The following is an 18,964-nucleotide window of genomic DNA, read 5'->3' on the forward strand; positions in this document are numbered from 1 at the left end:
CGCGCACCACACGGTCGAGGACACCGCGATCGCGCTCGGCCTCGCGCTCGGCGAGGCGCTCGGCGACAAGCGGGGCGTGCGCCGCTACGGCGACGCGACCGTGCCGCTCGACGAGGCGCTCGCCCGCGCGGTCGTCGACCTCTCGGGCCGGCCGTTCCTCGTGCACTCCGGCGAGCCCGCGGGCTTCGAGCTGCACCGCATCGGCGGCCACTTCACGGGATCGCTCGTGCGCCACGCGTTCGAGGCCATCGCGCTCAACGCTCGCCTCACCGCGCACGTCGAGGTGCTCGCGGGCCGTGACCCGCACCACATCGCCGAGGCGGAGTTCAAGGCCTTCGCGCGCGCGATGCGCGTCGCGGTCGAGCCTGACCCGCGCGTGACCGGTGTGCCGTCGACGAAGGGTGCCCTGTGACCGCCCAGCGCAAGCGCGTCGCGCTGCTCGACTACGGGCTCGGCAACGTCCACTCGGCCGCGAAGGCGCTCGAGGCGGCCGGCGCCGACGTGCGCCTGACGGCCGACCGCACCGCGATCATGGAGGCCGACGGCCTCGTCGTGCCCGGCGTCGGCTCGATGGCCGCGTGCATGGAGGGCATCCAGGCGATCCACGGCGGCGAGCTCATCGGCCGGCGGCTCGCGGGCAGCCGGCCCGTGCTCGGCATCTGCGTCGGCATGCAGGTGCTGTTCTCCTCGGGCGAGGAGGGCGGCGGCGACACGCGCGGGCTCGACGAGTGGCCCGGTACGGTGCGCCGCCTGCAGGCGGACGTGCTGCCGCACATGGGCTGGGCGCAGGTCGAGGCGCCGGAGCACTCGCAGCTCTTCGCGGGCCTCGCCGACGAGCGCTTCTACTTCGTCCACTCCTACGGCGTGACCGAGTGGGGCCTCGACCCCGACCCGCGCATGCGCCAGCCCGCCGTCACGTGGGCCGAGCACGGCGAGCGGTTCATCGCCGCCGTCGAGAACGGCCCGCTCGCGGCGACGCAGTTCCACCCCGAGAAGTCGGGCGAGGCGGGCGTGCGCCTGCTCGAGAACTGGGTCCGCGGGCTCTGACCCATCCCGGCCGCGCGCGCGACCGCGCCGTGGCCACCGTCCGGAAGGCAACGCATCCCATGACCGACTTCAACCAGTCGCCCAAGCTGCAGCTGCTGCCCGCGATCGATGTCGCCGGCGGCAAGGCGGTGCGGCTCACGCAGGGCAAGGCGGGCACCGAGACCTCGTTCGGGAGCCCCGTCGACGCCGCGGAGGACTGGATCCGGCAGGGTGCGGAGTGGCTGCACCTCGTCGACCTCGACGCGGCGTTCGGTCGCGGCGACAACCGCGCCGTGATCCGCAAGGTCATCAAGGCCGCGAAGGGCCGCGTCAACGTCGAGCTCTCGGGCGGCATCCGCGACGAGGCCTCGCTCGAGGCCGCTCTCGCGACCGGCGTCAAGCGCATCAACCTCGGCACGGCGGCGCTCGAGAACCCCGAGTGGACCGCATCCGTCATCGCCGAGTACGGCGACCAGATCGCCGTCGGGCTCGACGTGCGCGGCACGACGCTCGCCGCGCGCGGCTGGACCGAGGACGGCGGCGACCTGTGGCACGTGCTCGACCGGCTCGAGGCCGCCGGCTGCAGCCGCTACGTCGTGACCGACGTCACGAAGGACGGCACGCTCAAGGGGCCGAACCTCGAGCTGCTGCGGCAGGTCGGCGAGCGCACGCAGAAGCCGATCGTCGCCTCGGGCGGCGTCGCGAGCCTCGACGACATCGCGGCGCTGCGCGAGCTCGTGCCGCACGGCGTCGAGGGCGCGATCGTCGGCAAGGCGCTCTACGCCGGCGCGTTCACGCTCGCCGCAGCGCTCGACGTCGCGGGGCAGTAGGCGATGCCGGGCCCGACGCCCGGCCGCGACGCCGACTCGGCCGGCCGGCCCTGGGCGGGGCGCTCGTTCCACCACCACGACTCGACGTACGCGGGCGACGACGGCTCGGCTCCGGTCGGCTACCTCGAGGCGGTGCGCGCGCTCGCCGAGCGCGGCGCGGGCCGCGGCGCGGTCGTCGAGGCGCTGCGCGGCGAGCGGGTGCTCGTGCCGCTGCTCGCGGCGGCGGGGGAGACCGGCGTCGACGAGCGCGGTCGCACGATCGACAAGACGCAGGAGCTCTCGATCGTGACGGTGCAGGGCCCGGACGGCGCGCCGATCCTGCCGATGTTCTCGCACGTGCAGGCGATGCAGGCGTGGAACGCGGCCGCGCGGCCGGTGCCCTCGAGCGTGCAGCGAGCGGCGGCGGCCGCGCTCGACGGGCCGGCCCGCATCGTGCTCGACCCGGGCTCGGCGAGCGAGTTCGTGCTCGGCCGCACGATGCTCGAGGCGATGCTCGCGGATGCGCCGTGGTCGTGGGGCGCGGAGGACCCGCACGTGCACGAGGCCGTCCTCGACGCGCTCTTCGCGCAGCCTGCGGTGCAGGGCGTCGTGCTCGCGACCGGGGACCCGCTCTGCCGGCTCGCGGGCGCCGATCTCGAGGTGCACGCGCTCGTCGACGGCTCGCCGGATGCCGCCGAGCAGGTGGGTCGCGCGGCGCGCGCGCTCGGCGAGGCCGAGGTGCTGCGCGCGCGCGTCGAGAGCCTCGCGCTGCGCGTGCACCGCTGGGACGGCGGAGCCTCGCGGCTGCCGCTCTCGGCGCCGCCGCTCGCGGCCGTCACCCGAGCCGAGCGGCGCTGAGGCGAGTCGCTAGACGACCGAGCCGGTGTACTTCTCGCCGGGGCCCTTGCCGGGCGCGTCGGGGATCGCGCTCGCCTCGCGGAACGCGAGCTGCACCGAGCGCAGCCCGTCGCGCAGCGGCGCGGCGTGCACGCTCCCGACCTCCGGCGCGGCGGCCGTGACGAGGCCCGCGAGCGCGTTGATGAGCTTCCGCGCCTCGTCGAGGTCGATCTGCTGCTCGGGGTCGTCGGCGAGGCCGACCTTGACCGCCGCGGCGCTCAGCAGGTGGATGGCGACGGTGTTGATGAGCTCCACCGCCGGGACGTCGGCGATGTCGCGCACCTCGGCGAGGCTGTCGTCGTCGTGGTCGTGCTCGATCGCGTCGGTCATCGCGCTCTTCTCCTGAAGGCTGGTCTCTGGTAGAGTTCTGCAGGTTTCGGGCTCTCGCCCGGAGGTGAAAGAGGAGCAATCCCACCCGCAGCCGTTCAAGGCTAACGGGTCAGCGGCACGGCGGCGCGCGTCACTCGATGCGCAGCGGCTCGTGCTGAGCCACGCGGCACATCGCGCGTAGTCGGCTCCTCGTTCGCCGTGCACCAGCACACAGCAGCAACGAGAAGGAGCCCGCGATCAGCGATCCCCGCATCAACGAGCGCATCCGCGTCCCAGAAGTCCGACTGGTCGGCCCCGCCGGCGAGCAGGTCGGCGTCGTGAGGGTCGAGGATGCCCTTCGCCTCGCCCGCGAGGCAGAGCTCGACCTCGTCGAGGTCGCTCCCGCAGCGCGGCCGCCCGTGGTCAAGATCATGGACTACGGCAAGTTCAAGTACGAGCAGGCGCAGAAGGCGAAGGATGCTCGTCGCAACCAGGCGAACACGGTCCTCAAGGAGGTCCGCTTCCGCCTCAAGATCGACGAGCACGACTACGAGACGAAGCGCAAGCGTGCGCAGGGGTTCCTCGAGGGCGGCGACAAGGTCAAGGCCATGATCCTCTTCCGCGGTCGCGAGCAGTCGCGCCCGGAGATGGGCGCCAAGCTGCTGCAGCGCTTCGCTGAGGACATCCGCGAGTACGGCGTCGTCGAGTCGTCGCCGACGCTCGACGGCCGCAACATGACGATGGTCGTGGGCCCGCTGCGCTCGAAGGCCGACGCGAAGACCGAGCAGAACGCCGCGCGCTCCGAGCAGCGCAAGGCCGCGCAGGAGAAGCGTCGCCAGGAGTCGGAGCGCAAGGCCGCCCGCCAGGCCGAGCTCGAGGCCTCGCGCCCCGCGCCGCGCCCCGCGCCGGCGCGCACGCCCGCGCCGCCGAGCGGCGAGCCGATGCGCGTGCCGCGCACCGAGTCGGACCGCTCCTCGCGCCCCGACCGCTCCTCGCGCCCGTCGAGCGACCGGCCCTCGAGCGACCGCCCGTCGCGCCCGTCGTCGGAGCGCAGCTCCGAGCGCTCGAGCGACTCGCGGCCCCGCCAGGCGCCCCGCACCATCGCGCCCACGCCGGCGAACGCGCCGCGCCCGGCGTCGATGCCGAAGCCCGCTGCCGCACCCGCGGCAGGTACCCCCGCTGCAGCCGCAGCGCCCAAGCCCGCTGCGACGCCCGCGGCCCCGAAGCCCGGGGCCAAGCCCGCGGCGCCCTCGGCGGCCAAGCCCGCGGCACCCAAGGCCAAGCCCGCAGGCAAGCCCGCGGACAAGCCAGCATCCGAGTAGGAGAGAAGAATGCCCAAGCAGAAGACGCACTCCGGTGCCAAGAAGCGCTTCAAGGTGACGGGGACCGGCAAGATCCGCAAGCAGCAGGCCGGCATGCGCCACAACCTCGAGGTCAAGTCGTCGGTCCAGACGCGCCGCCTCAACAAGGACAAGGTGCTCGCGCCCGCCGACGCCAAGACCATCAAGAAGCTGCTCGCCCGCTGACGCGCGCGACGAAGTAGAGACGAAGAGAGAGAACCACTCATGGCACGTGTCAAGAGGGCCGTCAACGCCGCCAAGAAGCGCCGCGTCATCCTCGAGCAGGCCGAGGGCTACCGCGGGCAGCGCTCGCGGCTGTACCGCAAGGCGAAGGAGCAGCTGCTCCACTCGCACGTCTACGCGTTCCGCGACCGCAAGGCGAAGAAGGGCGACTTCCGCCGCCTGTGGATCCAGCGCATCAACGCCGCGTCGCGCGCGAACGGACTGACGTACAACCGCCTCATCCAGGGCCTCGGCCTCGCGGGCATCGAGGTCGACCGCCGCATGCTCGCCGAGCTCGCGGTCAACGAGCCGGCGACCTTCGCCGCGCTCGTCGAGTCGGCCAAGGCCGCCCTGCCCGCCGACACGTCGGCTCCGCAGAACGCGGCCTGACGTGCTCGACAGCCCCCGCGCGCCTCGCGTGCGAGCGGCTGCCAAGCTCCAGCAGCGAACAGCCCGGTCCGAGACCGGGCTGTTCCTGTTGGAGGGACCGGCGGCGCTCGACGAGGCGCTGCGCTTCGCGCCGGCGTCGCTCGTCGAGGTCTTCGCGACCGATGCGGCGCGCGAGCGCCACGCCGAGCTGCTGGATCGCGTCGACGCGCGGCAGCTCACCGCGGTCTCCGACCGCGCCCTCAAGGCGATGACCGACACCGTGCGGCCGCAGGGCATCGTCGCGGTCGCGAAGCAGTCGCCCGTCTCGCTCGAGGCCGCGATCGAGCGAGCCGCGGCCGGGGAGCACCCGCTCGTCGCGATCCTCCACGAGGTGCGCGACCCCGGCAACCTCGGCACGATCCTCCGCGCCGCCGACGCGGCAGGCGCATCCGCCGTCGTCGTCACCGCGAACTCCGTCGACCCCTTCTCGCCCAAGGTCGTGCGCTCGACGACCGGCTCCCTCTTCCACCTCGACGTCTCGGTCGGCGCATCGACCGAGGATGCCGTCGCCGCCGCGCAGGCCGCGGGACTGACCGTGCTCGCCGCCGACGTCTCGGGCGACGACCTCGTCGCGCTCCAGGGCGAGGGGATGCTGACGGGCCCGACCGCGTGGCTGTTCGGCAACGAGGCGCGCGGCCTCGACGAGGCGACGCTCGCGCTCGCCGATCGCGCCGCCCGGCTGCCGATCTACGGCCGCGCGGAGTCGCTCAACCTCGCGACCGCGGCCTCGGTGTGCCTCTACCAGAGCGCCTTCGCCCAGCGCAGCGTGTAACCATTCCATTGCGATCCGGCGCCGCCGGACGGATCGACGTCGCGCGCCGTGCTTTGATGAGCGCATGCAGCCCCTCGTCGAGCTCGACCACGTCAACAAGTACTACGGCGACCTCCACGTCCTGAACGACATCGACGTCTCCATCCCGAAGGGCCAGGTCGTCGTCGTCATCGGCCCCTCGGGCTCCGGCAAGTCGACCTTCTGCCGCGCGATCAACCGGCTCGAGACGATCGACTCCGGCGAGATCCGCATCGACGGCGTGCCGCTGCCCTCCGAGGGCAAGGCGCTCGCGCAGCTGCGCGCCGACGTCGGCATGGTGTTCCAGTCGTTCAACCTCTTCTCGCACAAGTCGATCCTCGAGAACGTCACGCTCGGCCCCATCAAGGTGCGCGGCCTGAAGCGCAAGGACGCCGAGGAGCGCGCGATGCACCTGCTCGAGCGCGTCGGCATCGCCAACCAGGCGCACAAGATGCCCGCCCAGCTCTCCGGCGGCCAGCAGCAGCGCGTCGCGATCGCCCGATCGCTCGCGATGGAGCCCAAGCTCATGCTCTTCGACGAGCCCACGAGCGCGCTCGACCCCGAGATGATCAACGAGGTGCTCGACGTCATGGTCGAGCTCGCCCACGGCGGCATGACGATGATCACGGTCACGCACGAGATGGGCTTCGCCCGCAAGGCCGCCGATCGCGTGCTGTTCATGGCCGACGGGAAGGTCGTCGAGGACTCGACGCCCGAGTCGTTCTTCTCGAACCCCCAGTCGGCGCGCGCGAAGGACTTCCTCTCGAAGATCCTCACGCACTGACCCGCAAGTCCCAGAACCCGAAGAAGGAGAAGCACCATGCGCAGCAAGCTCACGCTCGGCGTGGCCGCGTTCGCGGTCCTCGCGCTCACCGCGTGCGGCGGCCCCGCCGGCACGACCTCGTCCGAGGCGCCGGAGGAGCCGACCGACACGGGCTCGGCCACCTCGAGCGACCACCCCTACGGCCTCGAGGTCGCGGAGTCGCCCGAGTTCGAGGCGGGCACGACCATGGCCGAGTTCGCCGAGGCCGGCACGATCACGATCGGCACGAAGTTCGACCAGCCGCTGTTCGGCCTCGTCGGCCCCGACGGTGCTCCCGAGGGCTTCGACGTCGCGGTCGGCTCGCTCATCGCAGCCGAGCTCGGCATCGCGTTCGAGGACATCCGGTGGGAGGAGACGGTCTCCGCCAACCGCGAGACGTTCATCGAGAACGGCACCGTCGACCTCGTCGTCGCGACCTACACGATCAACGACGCTCGCAAGGAGAAGGTCGACTTCGCCGGGCCGTACTACGAGGCCGGCCAGGCGCTCATGGTGCAGGCGGGCAACCCCGAGGGCATCACGGGCCCCGACGACGTCGCGGGCCTGTCGGTCTGCTCGGTCGAGGGCTCGACGCCCGCGGCCCGCATCGTCGACGAGTACGGCGCCAACCTGCAGGCGACCGACACCTACTCGAACTGCCTCGACCCGCTCCGCAACGGCCAGGTCGTCGCGGTGACGACGGACAACGTCATCCTCGCGGGCTTCGTCGACCAGAACGCGGGCGAGTTCGAGCTCGTGAACGAGGGCGAGACCTTCACGTCCGAGCCCTACGGCATCGGCCTCACCAAGGGCGACGACGCGTTCCGCGACTGGATCAACGACGTCCTCGAGGAGGCCCAGGCCGACGGCACGATGGACTCGCTGTGGGAGCAGACGGCTGGTGCAGTCCTGCCCACGCCCGAGTTCCCGGCAGTCGACCGCTACTGATCGATCCACGGCGCCGGGTGCGGGAGGTCCTCCTCCCGCACCCGGCGATCGGATGAGGGACTGATGCAAGCACTACTCGAGAACTGGCCGCTGTGGCTGCAGGGCATGTGGATGACCCTGCTGCTCACCGGCGCCACCACGCTGTTCGGGCTGCCGATCGGCATCCTGCTCGCCGGCATGCGCGTCTCGCCCGTCGCGGCGCTGCGCGTGGTCGCGACGGTGTGGACGGAGGTCGCGCGGAACACGCCGCTCACGCTCGTGTTCTTCTTCACGGCCTTCGTGCTCCCGAAGCTCGGCATCATCCTCGACTTCCAGCTCGGCGCGATCATCGCGCTGACGTACTACACGAGCGCGTTCTTCGCCGAAGCGGTGCGCTCGGGCATCAACTCGGTGCCGATCGGCCAGGCCGAGGCCTCGCGCTCGATCGGCCTCACCTTCAGCCAGACGATGGGCCTCGTCGTGCTGCCGCAAGCGTTCCGCAGCGTGCTGCCGCCGCTCATCAACGTCGTGATCGCCCTCATCAAGAACTCGTCCGTCGCGATGGGCTTCTTCGTCTTCGTGCTCGTCTCGGTCGCGCACCGCCTCTCGAACACGTACGGCGACCAGGCGCTGCAGATCTTCCTCGGCATCGCCCTCAGCTACCTGATCCTCACGGTGCCGCTCGGCCAGCTGGTCGACCACCTCGAGCGCAAGTGGAGCGTGCAGCGATGAGCGGCTCCGTCCTCTTCGACGCCCCGGGGCCGAACGCCATCCGGCGCTCGCGCATCCTCTCGATCGTCTTCGCCGTAGTCGCGGTCGCGGCACTGGCGCTCGCCGCCTACCAGCTCTGGCTCGGCGGCGCCTTCTACCAGGACCGCTGGGACATCTTCCAGTCGCCCGACCTGTGGTTCGGTGCGCGCGGCCTCATGGTCGGCCTCCGCACGACCCTCACGATCGCCGCGATCGCCGCGGTCGGCGCGCTCATCCTGGGTGTCGTCTTCTCGATCCTGCGCAGCGCGCCCTCGAAGTGGGTGCGGGTGCCGGTCACGATCGTGCTCGAGTTCTTCCGCGGCATGCCCGTGCTGCTGATGATGCTCTTCATCCTCATCGTCTTCTCGACCGGCGCCTACTGGGCCGTCGTGTGGGCGCTCGTCGTCTACAACGGGGCGATCATCGGCGAGGCGCTCCGCGCCGGCATGAAGTCGCTCCCGAAGGGGCAGCGCGAGAGCGGCCTGGCGATCGGCCTCACGCCGCTGCGCACGACGCTCGAGATCGAGCTGCCGCAGGCCTTCCGCATCATGCTGCCGATCATCCTCGCGCAGCTGATCGTGCTGCTGAAGGACACCTCGCTCGGCTACATCGTCGGCTCGCCCGAGATCATCCGCATCGGCCGGCAGCTCGTCGACTTCTACGACCGCCAGGGCGGCCCGTACGCGCTCTCGATGTTCTTCGTCATGCTCGCGATCTTCCTCGCGATCAACATCACGCTCTCGTGGCTCGTCCGCGTGCTCGCGCGACGGATGGCGCAGCCGCGCCGCGGCGGTCCCAACCTCGACGGCTCGAAGACCGAGGCGATCCCGCTCTCGACGCAGGCGATGCGCGAGGTCAAGGATCCGCAGGCCGAGATCACGCGGCTTCCCGGAGCGGGCATGGGCGGGCAGGGCTAGAGCGCGGCCCGGCGCGCCCCGAGCGCGCCGGTAGGATCGTCCGGTGCCCCAACCCGACGCATCCCCTGAACTGAGCGCGCGCGTCGACGCGGCCGTGGAGGCCGCGCTCGCGGCGATCGACGCCGCCTCGACGACCGCCGAGCTGCAGGCCGCGAAGTCCGCCCACAACGGGCAGGGCTCCGAGCTCGCCGGCCTCAACGCATCCCTCCGCGACATCGCGCCCGAGGAGCGCAAGGCCGCGGGGCAGACGATCGGCGCGGGCCGCGCGCGCGTCGCCGAGGCGATCGCCGCGCGCCAGGGCGAGCTCGCCGCGGCCGAGGAGGCCGCGCAGCTCGAGGCCGAGCGCGTCGACGTCACCGCGCTCCCGCGCCTGCGCGCGCCGGGCGGCCGGCACCCGCTCTCGATGCTCGCGGACGAGATGACGGATGTCTTCGTCGGCATGGGCTGGGAGGTCGCGGAGGGCCCCGAGCTCGAGCACGAGTGGTACAACTTCGACGCCCTCAACGTCGACCCCGACCACCCCGCGCGCAGCGAGTCCGACACCTTCTACGTCGCGCCCGCCGAGCGGCACCTCGTGCTGCGCACGCAGACGAGCCCCGTGCAGGCGCGCTCGATGCTGACGCGCGAGCTGCCGATCTACATCGTCGCGCCGGGCCGGGTCTACCGCACCGACGACATCGACGCGACCCACCTGCCGGTCTTCACGCAGATGGAGGGGCTCGCGATCGACAAGGGCCTCACGATGGCCCACCTCCGCGGCACGCTCGAGCACCTCGCCCGCATCATGTTCGGCGAGGAGGCGAAGATCCGCCTGCGCCCCAACTACTTCCCCTTCACCGAGCCGAGCGCCGAGATGGACGTCTGGCACCCCGGCATGCGCGGCGGACCGCGCTGGGTCGAGTGGGGCGGCTGCGGCATGGTCAACCCCAACGTGCTGCGCGCGACGGGCGTCGACCCGGAGGTCTACTCGGGCTTCGCGTTCGGCATGGGCGTCGAGCGCACCCTCCAGTTCCGGTACCAGCTCGACGACATGCGCGACATGATCGAGGGCGACGTGCGCTTCACCGAGCAGTTCGGGATGGTGATCTGATGCGGATTCCGCTGTCATGGCTCGCGGAGCACGTCGAGCTGCCCGCCGAGGGCGCTGCCGAGTGGCTGCACGCGACGCTCGTGCGCGTCGGCTTCGAGGAGGAGGCGGTGCACGGCGGCGAGCTGCGCGGCCCGATCGTCGTCGGCCGCGTGCTCTCGATCGAGGAGGAGCCGCAGAAGAACGGCAAGACCATCCGCTGGTGCCAGGTCGACGTCGGCGAGGCGAACGGCGGCGTGCGCGGCATCGTCTGCGGCGCGCTCAACTTCGTCGAGGGCGACCGGGTCGTCGTGACCCTGCCGGGCTCGGCGCTGCCGGGCGGCTTCGAGATCGCCGCGCGCAAGACCTACGGCCACGTCTCCGACGGCATGATCGCCTCCGAGCGCGAGCTCGGGCTCGGCGACGACCACGACGGCATCATGCGCCTCGATCAGCTCGGCATCGAGGGCGAGGTCGGGGCGGATGCGCTGGCGATCCTCGGCCTGGACGACCAGGCGGTCGAGATCAACGTCACGCCCGACCGCGGCTACGCGCTCTCGCTGCGCGGCATCGCGCGCGAGGTCGCCGCCGCGACCGGCCAGGCGTTCACCGACCCCGCCGAGACCGCGCGCGCCCGCGACGCCGGGCCGAAGGCATCCGGCTTCTCCGTCTCGCTCGACGACGACGCGCCCATCCGCGGCCGCGCCGGCTGCTCGCGCTTCGTCGTGCGGGTCGTGCGCGGCATCGACCCGTCGCGCCCGAGCCCCGCGTGGCTCGCCTCGCGGCTGCGGCTCGCGGGCATCCGCTCGATCTCGCTGCCCGTCGACATCACGAACTACGTCATGCTCGAGCTCGGCCAGCCGATCCATGGCTACGACCTCGCGAAGCTGCGCGGCGGCATCGTCGTGCGCCGCGCTGAGCCGGGGGAGACGCTCGTCACCCTCGACGACGTCGAGCGGAAGCTCGACCCCGAGGACCTCCTCATCACCGACGACCGCGGCGCGATCGGCCTCGCGGGCGTCATGGGCGGCGCGGAGACCGAGATGGATGCGTCGACGACCGACGTGCTCATCGAGGCCGCGACGTTCGACCCCGTCTCGATCAGCCGCACCGCCCGCCGGCACAAGCTCTTCTCGGAGGCGTCGAAGCGCTACGAGCGGGGCGTCGACCCAGCCGTCGCCGACGCCGCGGCGGCGCGCGTCGCCCAGCTGCTCGTCGAGCTCGCGGGCGGCACGCTCGACGAGCTCGGCACCGAGGTCGGCGAGGTCGCCGCGATGCAGCCGATCTCGATCCCGGTCGGCTACTGGAGCGCGCTGCTCGGCGGCGACTACGCCGACGACGAGGCGCGCGCCGCGCTCGAGAGCGTGGGCGCGACGATCGACGAGGGCCCGGTCGCGTGGACGGTCACCCCGCCGACGTGGCGTCGCGACCTGACCGATCGCGAGGGCCTCGTCGAGGAGATCGCCCGCGTCGTCGGCTTCGACCGCATCCCCTCGGTGCTGCCGGTCGCGCCGCCGGGGCGCGGCTACTCGCGCGCGCAGCGGCTGCGCCGCAAGGTCGCCGACGCGCTCGCCGCGAGCGGCCACACCGAGGTGCTCGTCGCGCCGTTCGTCACCGAGCGCCAGGCGCGGCTGACCGGGCACGCGCCCGTGCGGCTCGAGAACCCGCTCGACGGCGAGCGCCCGTGCCTGCGCACCGCGCTCGTGCCGGGCCTCGTCGACACCGCGCACCGCAACCTCGGCCGTGGGCTCACCGACCTCGCGCTCTTCGAGCTCGGCCGTGTCTTCCGCGCCGTCGACGGGCAGGGCACCGACGAGCTGCCGGGCGCCGAGTCGCGGCCCGCCGACGACGTGCTCGCCGATCTCGACCGCCTGCCCGAGCAGCCGCTGCACGCCGCGGTGCTGCTCGTGGGGGAGCGGGTGCGCAAGCAGCCCGGTCGCGCCGCCGAGCGCTTCGGCCTCGCCGACGCGATCGAGGCGGCCGAGCGCATCGCTCGCACCGTCGGGCTCGAGCTCGAGCTTCGGCAGGCCGAGCGGTCGTGGCTGCACCCCGGCCGCACCGCCGAGCTGCTGCTCGGCGAGACGGTCGTGGGCGTCGCAGGCGAGCTGCTGCCGCAGGTCGCGGCCGACGCCGACCTGCCGCGCGGCGTCGCGGTCGCCGAGCTCGACCTCGACGCGCTCATCGAGCGCGCGCGCGTGCGGCTCGACACCCGGGTGATCGCACCGGTGCCCGCCGCGACGCAAGACCTCTCGGTCGTCGTGCCCGTCGCGGTGCCGGCAGGCGACGTGCAGCACGCCGTCCGCGACGGCGCGGGAGCGCTGCTCGAGCACATCGCGCTCGTCGACGACTACCGCGGCACCGGCCTCGGCGACTGCGAGAAGTCGCTCACGTTCGCGCTCCGCTTCCGTGCGCCCGATCGCACGCTCACGGCGGCCGAGGCGAGCGAGGCGAAGCTCGCGGGCCTCCGCGTCGCGACCGAGCGGCACGGCGCGCGGCTGCGGGAGTAGCATCCGGTCGTGGTCGAGATCCTGGTGCGCGGCGAGGCCGCGCTGCGCGCCGCCGCCGAGCGCGCGACCGTGACGGTGCACTCCCGCTGGCAGGCCGACGCGCCCGACGCGGCGATGACCGCGGTGACGACGGCGCACGCGGCCGCGGTCGAGCGAGCGCGAGCGCTCGCCGCCGCGGGCGCGATCGAGTCGTGGCACGCTGACCGCGCGTGGGTCTCGCACCACCGCGAGTGGGTCGGCGAGGGGCTGCCGCAGCGCCTCGTCTTCACCGCATCCGCCGCCCTCACCGCGACGTTCGTCGACGTCGACGCGCTCGGCGCCTGGATCGGCGAGCTGGGCAGCGCGCCCGAGCACGAGGTCGGCGGCGTGACGTGGTCGCTCGCCGAGGAGACCGAGCGACGGCTCTCGAGCCGCGCGCGCGAGCTCGCGGTCGAGGACGCCCGCGCTCGAGCCGCCGACTACGCGCGCGCCGCGGCGCTCGACGAGCCCGCGATCACGGCCATCCGGGAGCCGGACCCCGCGCCGGCGCGACCCTTCGGCAAGGCGCGCGGCGGCGCCGAGGCAGCGATGCTCGCGAGCGCCGACGGCAGCGCGCCCGTCGCGCTCTCGGCCGGCGAGATCGAGGTCGAGGCCGCCGTCGAGGTCGCCTTCCGGGCGTAGCGGCATCCGAGGGGCCGATAGCCTGAGAGCATGAGCCTCTCCGTCGCCGTCGCAGGCGCGAGCGGATACGCGGGCGGCGAGCTGCTGCGGCTGCTCGCGCAGCACCCCGAGCTGGAGGTGCGCACCGTCACCGCGCACGCCAACGCCGGGCAGCCCCTCGTGTCCGTGCACCCGAACCTGCGCTCCCTCGCCACGCTGACCTCCCAGGAGACCACCCGCGAGGTGCTCGCCGGCCACGACGTCGTCTTCCTCGCGCTGCCGCACGGGCACTCCGCCGGGATCGCCGCCGAGCTCCCCGACGAGACGCTCGTCGTCGACGCCGGCGCCGACCACCGGCTGCTCGACGCGGCCGAGTGGACGCGCTACTACGGCACCGAGCACGCCGGCACCTGGCCGTACGGCATGCCCGAGCTCATGCTCGCCGACGGCGGCCGCCAGCGGCGCGAGCTGCGCGCCGCCCGCCGCATCGCCGTGCCGGGCTGCAACGCGACCGCCGTGACGCTCGCGGCCGCACCCGGCATCGCGGCCGGGCTCATCGACCCGACGGGGCTCACGTCCGCGCTCGCCGTCGGCTCCTCCGGCGCGGGCCGTGGCGCGAAGACCCACCTGCTCGCGAGCGAGCTCACGGGCAGCGCGACGCCCTACGGCGTCGGCGGCACGCACCGCCACCTGCCGGAGATCGCGCAGAACCTCCGGATGGTGGGCGCGACCGAGGTGCGGCACTCCTTCACGCCGGTGCTCGTGCCGATGTCGCGCGGCATCCTCGCGACCGTGACGGCGCCGCTCGTGGGCGACGCGAGCGCCGACGAGCTGCGCGGCGCGTGGCTCTCGGCCTACGCCGACGAGCGCTTCGTGCACGTGCTCCCCGCAGGGCACTACCCGCGCACCGCCGACGTCATCGGCTCGAACTCGGTGCACATCGGCGTCGGCCTCGACCAGGACGCCGGTCGCGTCGTGATGATCGCCGCGCTCGACAACCTCGGCAAGGGCACCGCGGGCGCCGCGATCCAGTCGGCGAACATCGCGCTCGGCCTCGACGAGCAGCTCGGGCTGCCGATCGACGGGGTGGCGCCGTGAGCGTGACCGCGGCCGCGGGCTTCCGGGCAGCGGGCGTCGCCGCGGGCGTGAAGTCGAGCGGGGGCGCCGACGTCGCGCTCGTCGTCAACGACGGCCCGATCGATGCGGCAGCCGGTGTCTTCACCGCCAACCGCGCGAAGGCCAACCCGGTGCTGTGGAGCCAGCAGGCGCTCGCCGACGGCACCGCTCGCGCGGTGATCCTCAACTCCGGCGGCGCGAACTGCTTCACGGGCGCCTTCGGCTTCCAGACCACGCACCAGACGGCCGAGCGGGTCGCCGAGCGACTCGGCATCGGCGCCGTCGAGGTGCAGGTGTGCTCGACGGGGCTCATCGGCGTCGGCGACGAGGCCTTCCGCCAGGCGGTGCTCCGCGGCGTCGACCTCGCGGTCGACGCGCTCGGCGACGACGAGGCGGCCGGGCTCGCGGCGGCGCGGGCGATCATGACGACCGACTCGGTGCCGAAGCAGGCGATCGACAGCCGGGGCGGCTACACGGTCGGCGGCATGGCGAAGGGCGCGGGCATGCTCGCGCCGGGGCTCGCCACGATGCTCGTCGTGCTCACGACCGATGCGGTCGCCGACGCCGCCATGCTCGACCGCGCGCTCCGCGCCGCGACGCGCGTGACCTTCGACCGGCTCGACTCCGACGGCTGCATGTCGACGAACGACACCGTGCTGCTGCTCGCGTCCGGCGCCTCGGGGCAGCGCGCCAGCGAGGCCGAGCTCACCGCGGCCGTCACCGCGGTGTGCGACGACCTCGCGCGGCAGCTGCAGGCCGACGCCGAGGGCGCGAGCCACGACATCGCGATCGAGGTGCTCGGCGCCGCGAGCGAGGACGACGCGGTCTCCGTCGGCCGCTCGGTCGCGCGCTCCAACCTCTTCAAGGCCGCGATCTTCGGCAACGACCCGAACTGGGGCCGCGTGCTCGCGGCGATCGGCACGACGGATGCGTCGTTCGACCCCTTCGAGGTCGACGTCGCCTTCAACGGCGTGCGGGTGTGCCACGCCGGCGAGCCCGACCGCCCGCGCGAGGAGGTCGACCTCACCCCGCGCGAGACGCGCATCCGCATCGACCTGCACGCGGGCGAGCACGCGGCGACGATCCGCACGAACGACCTCACCCACGAGTACGTCCACGAGAACTCCGCGTATGCCAGCTAGGGACGAGGCGCAGCTCGCGCAGAAGGCCGCGACGCTCATCGAGTCGCTCCCGTGGCTCGAGCGCTACCGCGGCGCGACGATGGTCGTGAAGTACGGCGGCAACGCCATGGTGTCGGCCGAGCTCCAGCGCGCCTTCGCCGAGGACATGGTCTACCTCCGCCACGTCGGCATCGCGCCCGTCGTCGTGCACGGCGGCGGACCGCAGATCAGCGAGGCGCTCCGCATCCACGGCATCGAGAGCGAGTTCCGCGGCGGCTACCGCGTCACGAGCCGCGAGGCGATGGACGTCGTGCGCATGGTGCTCACGGGCCAGGTCGCGCGCACCCTCGTGTCGCTCATCAACGCGCACGGCCCCCTCGCCGCGAGCATGTCGGGGGAGGACGCCGGGCTCTTCACGGGCCGTCGGCGCGGCACGGTCGTCGACGGCGAGGAGGTCGACCTCGGCCAGGTCGGCGACGTCGTCGACGTCGACCCCACGCCCGTGCGGCGGCTGCTCGACGCGGGGCTCATCCCGGTCGTCTCGTCGATCGCGCCCGATGGCGACCGGCCGGGGGAGTCGCTCAACGTCAACGCCGACGCGGCCGCCGCGGCGCTCGCGGCGGCGCTCGGCGCGCAGAAGCTCGTCATCCTCACCGACGTCGAGGGCCTCTACCGCGACTGGCCCGACCGCTCGTCGCTCGTGAGCGAGATCACCGACGCCGAGCTCGAGGCGCTCCTGCCGTCGCTCGAGTCGGGCATGATCCCGAAGATGCAGGCGTGCCTCGCGGCCGTCCGCGCGGGCGTGCCGAAGGCCGCGATCATCGACGGCCGCGCGCCCCACTCGATCCTGACCGAGATCTTCACGACCGCGGGATCCGGCACGGAGGTCGTGCCCGCATCCGCCACCACCGCATCCCCCACCGAGGGCCCCGACCGAGGAGCAGCATGACCCGGCACTTCCTGCGCGACGACGACCTGAGCCCCGCCGAGCAGCGCGAGGTGCTCGAGCGCGCCGCGCGCATGAAGCGCGACCGCTTCGCCGAGCGCCCGCTCGAGGGACCGCAGTCGGTCGCCGTCATCTTCGACAAGTCGTCGACCCGCACGCGCGTCTCGTTCCACGTCGGCATCTCCGACCTCGGCGGCTCGCCGCTCATCATCTCGACGGCCTCGAGCCAGCTCGGCGGCAAGGAGACCGCCGCCGACACCGCGCGCGTGCTCGAGCGGCAGGTCGCCGCGATCGTCTGGCGCACCTACGCGCAAGCCGGGCTCGAGGAGATGGCCGCCGGCACGACGGTGCCGGTCGTCAACGCGCTCTCGGACGACTTCCACCCGTGCCAGCTGCTCGCCGACCTGCTCACGATGCAGGAGCACAAGGGCGAGCTCGCCGGGCTCGAGGTCGCGTTCGTCGGCGACGGGCGATCGAACATGGCGCAGTCCTACCTCCTCGCGTGCGCGACCGCGGGCATGCACGTGCGCGTCGCCGCTCCGGCCGGCTACGCGCCCGAGCCCGCGGTGGTCGCCGACGCCGAGCGCATCGCCGCCGAGACGGGCGGCAGCGCGACGGTCGGCGACGACGCCGCGGCCGCGGTCGCAGGCGCCGACGTCGTCGTGACCGACACGTGGGTGTCGATGGGCAAGGAGGACGAGAAGGCCGAGCGAGTCGCGACCTTCGGCGGCTTCAAGGTCGACCGCGCGCTCATGGCGCTCGCGAAGCCGGATGCGGTCTTCATGCACTGCCTGCCGGCCGACCGCGGCTTCGAGGTCGCGGCGGACGTCATCGACGGGCCGCAGTCGATCATCTGGGACGAGGCGGAGAACCGCCTGCACGCGCAGAAGGCGCTGCTGGCGTGGCTGCTGGAGAAGGCGGACGCATGAGCGAGCAGCAGCACGGCACGAACGAGGGCTCGCTGTGGGGCGGCCGCTTCGCCTCGGGACCGAGCCCCGAGCTCGCGCGGCTCTCGAAGTCGACGCAGTTCGACTGGCGGCTCGCGCAGCTCGACATCCGCGGCTCGCAGGCGCACGCGAGCGCGCTGCACGCGGCGGGGCTGCTCTCCGACGACGAGCTCGCCGGCATGCGCGCGGCGCTCGACGAGCTGAGCGAGCGCGTGCGCTCCGGCGCGTTCGTCGCCGCCGACTCGGACGAGGATGTGCACGGCGCGCTCGAGCGCGGCCTCATCGAGATCGCCGGCGCCGACCTCGGCGGCCGGCTGCGCGCCGGGCGCTCGCGCAACGACCAGATCGCGACGCTCGTGCGGGTGTGGATGCTCGAGGAGACCGAGGAGGTCGAGCGCGGCATCCGCGCGGTGATCGAGGCGCTGCGGATGCAGGCCGATGCGCACCCCGACGCGGCGATGCCCGGGCGCACCCACCTGCAGCACGCGCAGCCGGTGCTGCTCGCCCACCACTTGCTCGCCCACGCGTGGCCGCTCGTGCGCGACCTCGAGCGGCTCGCCGACTGGCGGGTCCGCGCGAGCGAGTCGCCCTACGGCGCCGGCGCGCTCGCCGGCTCGACGCTCGGGCTCGACCCGGCCCTCGTCGCCCGCGAGCTCGGGCTCGCCGCCCCGAGCCCGAACTCGATCGACGCGACGAGCGCTCGCGACGTCGTCGCGGAGCTCACGTTCGTGCTCGCGATGACCGCGATCGACATCTCGCGGCTCGCCGAGGAGGTCATCCTCTGGGCGACGCGCGACCTCGGCTTCGCGCGGCTCCACGACGGCTTCTCGACCGGGTCGTCGATCATGCCGCAGAAGAAGAACCCCGACATCGCCGAGCTCGCGCGCGGCAAGGCCGGCCGCCTCATCGGCGATCACACGGGCCTGCTCGCGACGCTCAAGGCGCTGCCGCTCGCGTACAACCGCGACCTGCAGGAGGACAAGGAGCCGGTGTTCGACGCGGTCGACCAGCTGCAGGTGCTGCTGCCGGCCTTCGCCGGGATGATCGCGACGCTCGAGTTCGACGAGGCGCGGATGCGCTCGGGCGCGGCGGCGGGGTACGCGCTCGCGACCGACGTGGCGGAGTGGCTCGTCAAGCGCAGGGTGCCGTTCCGCGAGGCGCACGAGATCGCCGGCGCGCTCGTGCGGCTGTGCGAGCAGCGGGGGATCGAGCTCGACGAGGCGAGCGACGACGACTACCGCTCGGTGTCGGAGCACCTGACCCCCGACGTGCGCGAGGTGCTGACGGTCGACGGTGCGATCGCCGCTCGCGCGGGGCTCGGCGGCACCGCTCGCTCCGCGGTCGACGCGCAGCTCGCCTCGCTCGACGAGCGCTTGTCCCGGCTCTCGCGCGGCTGACGTTCGG

21 protein-coding genes are annotated in these 18,964 nt (G+C 73.3%); 20 read left to right on the forward strand and 1 reads right to left on the reverse strand.

Going from position 1 to position 18,964, the window contains the following annotated elements; all coding sequences use genetic code 11:
* The 4 genes from L332_RS0115875 to L332_RS28700 form a co-directional block, all read left to right on the forward strand.
* Positions 1-412: imidazoleglycerol-phosphate dehydratase (locus L332_RS0115875; protein ID WP_031224443.1), on the forward strand; the 412-nt coding region annotated here is incomplete at its 5' end.
* Positions 409-1,047, forward strand: a complete 639-nt coding sequence (gene hisH / locus L332_RS28690; RefSeq protein WP_021011809.1) for an imidazole glycerol phosphate synthase subunit HisH — start codon at positions 409-411, stop codon at positions 1,045-1,047. The genes L332_RS0115875 and hisH, both read left to right, overlap by 4 nt.
* Before the next feature lie 59 nt (positions 1,048-1,106).
* A complete protein-coding gene (gene priA, locus L332_RS28695; protein ID WP_021011810.1) occupies positions 1,107-1,856 on the forward strand; it encodes a bifunctional 1-(5-phosphoribosyl)-5-((5-phosphoribosylamino)methylideneamino)imidazole-4-carboxamide isomerase/phosphoribosylanthranilate isomerase PriA in 750 nt (249 codons plus the stop codon).
* A gap of 3 nt (positions 1,857-1,859) precedes the next feature.
* Positions 1,860-2,693: an SseB family protein gene (locus L332_RS28700; RefSeq protein WP_021065148.1), complete on the forward strand. Its 834-nt coding sequence runs from the start codon at positions 1,860-1,862 to the stop codon at positions 2,691-2,693.
* 9 nt (positions 2,694-2,702) lie between these two features.
* Here L332_RS28700 and L332_RS28705 read toward each other — a convergent pair whose 3' ends face one another.
* Positions 2,703-3,062: a DUF1844 domain-containing protein gene (locus tag L332_RS28705; RefSeq protein WP_021011811.1), complete on the reverse strand. Its 360-nt coding sequence runs from the start codon at positions 3,060-3,062 to the stop codon at positions 2,703-2,705.
* Positions 3,063-3,346: 284 nt separating this feature from the next.
* Here L332_RS28705 and infC point away from each other — a divergent pair, with 284 nt between their 5' ends.
* The 16 genes from infC (at position 3,347) to argH (ending at position 18,957) form a co-directional block, all read left to right on the forward strand.
* The gene (infC, locus tag L332_RS28710; RefSeq protein ID WP_235045104.1) at positions 3,347-4,363 is read left to right on the forward strand and encodes a translation initiation factor IF-3; all 1,017 of its coding nucleotides are present in this window, start codon (positions 3,347-3,349) and stop codon (positions 4,361-4,363) included.
* A 9-nt stretch (positions 4,364-4,372) separates the two neighbouring features.
* Positions 4,373-4,567: a 50S ribosomal protein L35 gene (gene rpmI, locus L332_RS28715; RefSeq protein WP_021011813.1), complete on the forward strand. Its 195-nt coding sequence runs from the start codon at positions 4,373-4,375 to the stop codon at positions 4,565-4,567.
* A gap of 39 nt (positions 4,568-4,606) precedes the next feature.
* Positions 4,607-4,993, forward strand: coding sequence for a 50S ribosomal protein L20 (gene rplT, locus L332_RS28720; RefSeq protein WP_021011814.1), 387 nt, complete (start codon positions 4,607-4,609; stop codon positions 4,991-4,993).
* 1 nt (position 4,994) lies between these two features.
* Positions 4,995-5,804: a TrmH family RNA methyltransferase gene (locus tag L332_RS28725; RefSeq protein ID WP_021011815.1), complete on the forward strand. Its 810-nt coding sequence runs from the start codon at positions 4,995-4,997 to the stop codon at positions 5,802-5,804.
* A gap of 64 nt (positions 5,805-5,868) precedes the next feature.
* Positions 5,869-6,606, forward strand: a complete 738-nt coding sequence (locus tag L332_RS28730) for an amino acid ABC transporter ATP-binding protein (RefSeq protein ID WP_021011816.1) — start codon at positions 5,869-5,871, stop codon at positions 6,604-6,606.
* A 36-nt stretch (positions 6,607-6,642) separates the two neighbouring features.
* Complete coding sequence (locus L332_RS28735) at positions 6,643-7,572, forward strand: glutamate ABC transporter substrate-binding protein (RefSeq protein ID WP_021011817.1); 930 nt, start codon at positions 6,643-6,645, stop codon at positions 7,570-7,572.
* 63 nt (positions 7,573-7,635) lie between these two features.
* Entirely contained in the window at positions 7,636-8,283 is a 648-nt protein-coding gene (locus L332_RS28740) for an amino acid ABC transporter permease (RefSeq protein WP_021011818.1), read from the forward strand.
* Entirely contained in the window at positions 8,280-9,218 is a 939-nt protein-coding gene (locus L332_RS28745; protein ID WP_021011819.1) for an amino acid ABC transporter permease, read from the forward strand. The genes L332_RS28740 and L332_RS28745 overlap by 4 nt, the downstream gene beginning before the upstream one ends.
* Positions 9,219-9,261: 43 nt before the next feature.
* Entirely contained in the window at positions 9,262-10,308 is a 1,047-nt protein-coding gene (gene pheS / locus L332_RS28750) for a phenylalanine--tRNA ligase subunit alpha (protein WP_021011820.1), read from the forward strand.
* Positions 10,308-12,791 carry a phenylalanine--tRNA ligase subunit beta gene (gene pheT, locus L332_RS28755; protein ID WP_021011821.1) on the forward strand — a complete coding sequence of 828 codons (2,484 nt, stop codon included), beginning with the start codon at positions 10,308-10,310 and terminating at the stop codon, positions 12,789-12,791. The genes pheS and pheT overlap by 1 nt, the downstream gene beginning before the upstream one ends.
* Before the next feature lie 9 nt (positions 12,792-12,800).
* Complete coding sequence (locus L332_RS29675) at positions 12,801-13,451, forward strand: SIMPL domain-containing protein (protein ID WP_021011822.1); 651 nt, start codon at positions 12,801-12,803, stop codon at positions 13,449-13,451.
* Positions 13,452-13,481: 30 nt separating this feature from the next.
* On the forward strand, positions 13,482-14,528 hold the full coding sequence (argC, locus tag L332_RS28760; RefSeq protein ID WP_021011823.1) for an N-acetyl-gamma-glutamyl-phosphate reductase: 1,047 nt from the start codon (positions 13,482-13,484) through the stop codon (positions 14,526-14,528).
* Complete coding sequence (argJ, locus tag L332_RS28765) at positions 14,525-15,688, forward strand: bifunctional glutamate N-acetyltransferase/amino-acid acetyltransferase ArgJ (protein WP_021011824.1); 1,164 nt, start codon at positions 14,525-14,527, stop codon at positions 15,686-15,688. The genes argC and argJ overlap by 4 nt, the downstream gene beginning before the upstream one ends.
* On the forward strand, positions 15,678-16,616 hold the full coding sequence (argB, locus tag L332_RS28770; RefSeq protein ID WP_021011825.1) for an acetylglutamate kinase: 939 nt from the start codon (positions 15,678-15,680) through the stop codon (positions 16,614-16,616). The genes argJ and argB overlap by 11 nt, the downstream gene beginning before the upstream one ends.
* Positions 16,613-17,542 (forward strand): ornithine carbamoyltransferase, encoded by a 930-nt coding sequence (gene argF / locus L332_RS28775; RefSeq protein ID WP_021011826.1) that lies wholly within the window; start codon positions 16,613-16,615, stop codon positions 17,540-17,542. The genes argB and argF overlap by 4 nt, the downstream gene beginning before the upstream one ends.
* Positions 17,539-18,957: an argininosuccinate lyase gene (argH, locus tag L332_RS28780; protein WP_021011827.1), complete on the forward strand. Its 1,419-nt coding sequence runs from the start codon at positions 17,539-17,541 to the stop codon at positions 18,955-18,957. The genes argF and argH overlap by 4 nt, the downstream gene beginning before the upstream one ends.
* The last annotated feature ends 7 nt before the right edge of the window (positions 18,958-18,964 follow it).

The sequence above is a fragment of the Agrococcus pavilionensis RW1 genome (assembly GCF_000400485.1).
GTDB classification, from domain to species: Bacteria; Actinomycetota; Actinomycetes; order Actinomycetales; family Microbacteriaceae; genus Agrococcus; species Agrococcus pavilionensis.